Genomic DNA, 3,393 nt, shown 5'->3' on the forward strand with positions numbered 1-3,393 from the left:
GTCTCCTTCGGGAGAGGCGGATTGATCGGCTGTTTCCTCGGCCCTCAAATACGTATCCCTGCTGAAACGAACAGAGTTGTCCAAGTCAAGTACACTAACCCGCATAAACGAGAGTTTATGCATTGTTCCTTACCTTCTGCGTGGGGCCGACCGACATCGGCAGCGCAGGTTCCGGGTAAGGAGCGGGAAAGTATGCTTTTGATCAGAAAGTGAGCCATCGGTCGAACCAGCCCGATGGTGGAAGACATCAGTCTTACTCTTTCTGGATCAAATCAAGCGCGAGAAGGGCGTTTGGTGAATGCCTTGGCAGTAAGAGGCGATGAAGGACGTGATACTCTGCGATAAGCTAGGGGGAGCCGAGAATAGGCTTTGATCCCTGGATCTCCGAATGGGGCAACCCACTTGATACTCTGTTATTGTTAGCTTTTGCTGATCAATAACCGGGTAAACCAAGTACTTTTAACCTGAATACATAGGGTTTTAAGAGCGAACCCGGGGAACTGAAACATCTAAGTACCCGGAGGAAAGGAAATCAACAGATACTCCCCTAGTAGCGGCGAGCGAACGGGGACCAGCCGAGCCTTGAGAGTGACCAGAACAATCTGGAAAGATTGACCATAGTGGGTGACAGTCCCGTATGGGAAGCTCGATAGGACGTATTAAGTAGGGCGGGACACGTGAAATCCTGTCTGAACATCGGGGGACCACCCTCGAAGGCTAAGTACTCCTTACTGACCGATAGTGAACCAGTACCGTGAGGGAAAGGTGAAAAGCACCCCGACGAGGGGAGTGAAACAGTACCTGAAACCGAACGCCTACAATCAGTCGGAGGCTCCTTGCGAGCTGACGGCGTACCTTTTGTATAATGGGTCATCGACTTGGTCTCACGAGCAAGCTTAAGCCGTTAGGTGTAGGCGCAGCGAAAGCGAGTCTTAATAGGGCGAATGAGTTCGTGGGATCAGACCCGAAACCGAGTGATCTAGGCATGACCAGGCTGAAGGTAAGGTAACACTTACTGGAGGGCCGAACCCACACCTGTTGAAAAAGGTCGGGATGAGTTGTGCCTAGGGGTGAAAGGCCAATCAAACTCGGAGATAGCTGGTTCTCTGCGAAATCTATTTAGGTAGAGCGTCATCCGAATACCCCGGGGGGTAGAGCACTGGATGGGTAATGGGGCCCCACAGGCTTACTGATCCTAACCAAACTCCGAATACCCGGGAGTACTAGATGGCAGACACACGGCGGATGCTAACGTCCGTCGTGGAGAGGGAAACAACCCTGACCTCCAGCTAAGGCCCCTAATTCATGGCTAAGTGGGAAAGCAGGTGGGACGACCAAAACAACCAGGAGGTTGGCTTAGAAGCAGCCATCCTTTAAAGATAGCGTAACAGCTCACTGGTCTAAATAAGTTGTCCTGCGGCGAAGATGTAACGGGGCTCAAGCCATGAGCCGAAGCTGAGGATGCACATAGTGCATGGTAGCAGAGCGTAGTGTGACATAGCTCCAATCCTCTTTAGCGATCCTCGGATCGCCTTGGAGGATAAGGAGCTTTCTGTGAAGCCGGCGCGTGAGCGATCCGGTGGAGAGATCACTAGTGAGAATGATGACATGAGTAGCGACAAACAGGGTGAGAGACCCTGTCGCCGAAAGTCCAAGGGTTCCTGCTTAAAGCTAATCTGAGCAGGGTAAGCCGGCCCCTAAGGCGAGGCCGAAAGGCGTAGTCGATGGGAACTAGGTTAATATTCCTAGGCCGTGAGGTGGTGACGGATCACAGAGGTAGTTCAGGCTTAACGGATTGTCTGGGCTGCTGAGTGGTCCCTGGAAATAGCCCCTCTTCAAGACCGTACCCTAAACCGACACAGGTGGACTGGTAGAGTATACCAAGGCGCTTGAGAGAACGATGTTGAAGGAACTCGGCAAAATACCTCCGTAAGTTCGCGAGAAGGAGGCCCAGTTTCTAGGCAACTAGTGGCTGGGGGCACAAACCAGGGGGTGGCGACTGTTTACTAAAAACACAGGGCTCTGCGAAGTCGCAAGACGACGTATAGGGTCTGACGCCTGCCCGGTGCCGGAAGGTTAAAAGGAGATGTGAGAGCGTCGAATTGAAGCCCCGGTAAACGGCGGCCGTAACTATAACGGTCCTAAGGTAGCGAAATTCCTTGTCGGGTAAGTTCCGACCTGCACGAATGGCGTAACGACTTCCCCGCTGTCTCCAACATCGACTCAGCGAAATTGAATTGCCTGTCAAGATGCAGGCTTCCCGCGGTTAGACGGAAAGACCCCGTGCACCTTTACTACAGCTTCGCACTGGCATCAGGCACAATATGTGCAGGATAGGTGGTGGGCTTTGAAACCAGGACGCCAGTCCTGGTGGAGCCTCCCTTGAGATACCACCCTTATTCTGCTTGATGTCTAACCGCGGTCCGTTATCCGGATCCGGGACCCTGCGTGGCGGGTAGTTTGACTGGGGCGGTCGCCTCCTAAAGAGTAACGGAGGCGCGCGAAGGTTGGCTCAGAGCGGTCGGAAATCGCTCGTTGAGTGCAATGGCAGAAGCCAGCCTGACTGCGAGACTGACAAGTCGAGCAGAGTCGAAAGACGGCCATAGTGATCCGGTGGTCCCGCGTGGAAGGGCCATCGCTCAACGGATAAAAGGTACGCCGGGGATAACAGGCTGATACTGCCCAAGAGTCCATATCGACGGCAGTGTTTGGCACCTCGATGTCGGCTCATCTCATCCTGGGGCTGGAGCAGGTCCCAAGGGTATGGCTGTTCGCCATTTAAAGAGGTACGTGAGCTGGGTTTAGAACGTCGTGAGACAGTTCGGTCCCTATCTGCCGTGGGTGTAGGATACTTGAGAGGAGTTGCCCCTAGTACGAGAGGACCGGGGTGAACGTTCCACTGGTGGACCAGTTATCGTGCCAACGGTAGTGCTGGGTAGCTATGAACGGAAAGGATAACCGCTGAAGGCATCTAAGCGGGAAGCCCCCCTCAAAACAAGGTATCCCTGAGGACCGTGGTAGACCACCACGTCGATAGGCCAGAGATGTAAGTGCGGTAACGCATTCAGTTGACTGGTACTAATGGTCCGATAGGCTTGATTTGATCCAGTAAAAGTAAGACTTATCGCTCAAGTAGCGAAGCGCTAGCAAAAAATACTGACAAATCAAAAGCATACACACATAAGTGAAAACACTTGGACAACAGTTGATATCAGGGCAAATAAAATTGCCCATTGGTATTTATTCGGTTTGGTGGTCATAGCACGAGTGAAACACCCGATCCCATCCCGAACTCGGAAGTTAAGCACCGAAGCGCCGATGGTACTGCGTCTTAAGGCGTGGGAGAGTAGGTCACCGCCAAACCTAATAAATACCAATTCCTCTCAAAACGAT

General features: G+C 52.7%; 2 rRNA genes. Both read left to right on the forward strand.

Annotated features, from left to right (window positions below):
• The first annotated feature begins 270 nt into the window (after window positions 1-270).
• Window positions 271-3,103 (forward strand): 23S ribosomal RNA (locus TL5118_RS13025).
• Between the two features lie 145 nt (window positions 3,104-3,248).
• A 5S ribosomal RNA gene (gene rrf, locus TL5118_RS13030) occupies window positions 3,249-3,363 on the forward strand.
• The last annotated feature ends 30 nt before the right edge of the window (window positions 3,364-3,393 follow it).

Source organism: Thalassovita autumnalis, from assembly GCF_001458255.1.
Taxonomy (GTDB): Bacteria; Pseudomonadota; Alphaproteobacteria; order Rhodobacterales; family Rhodobacteraceae; genus Thalassobius; species Thalassobius autumnalis.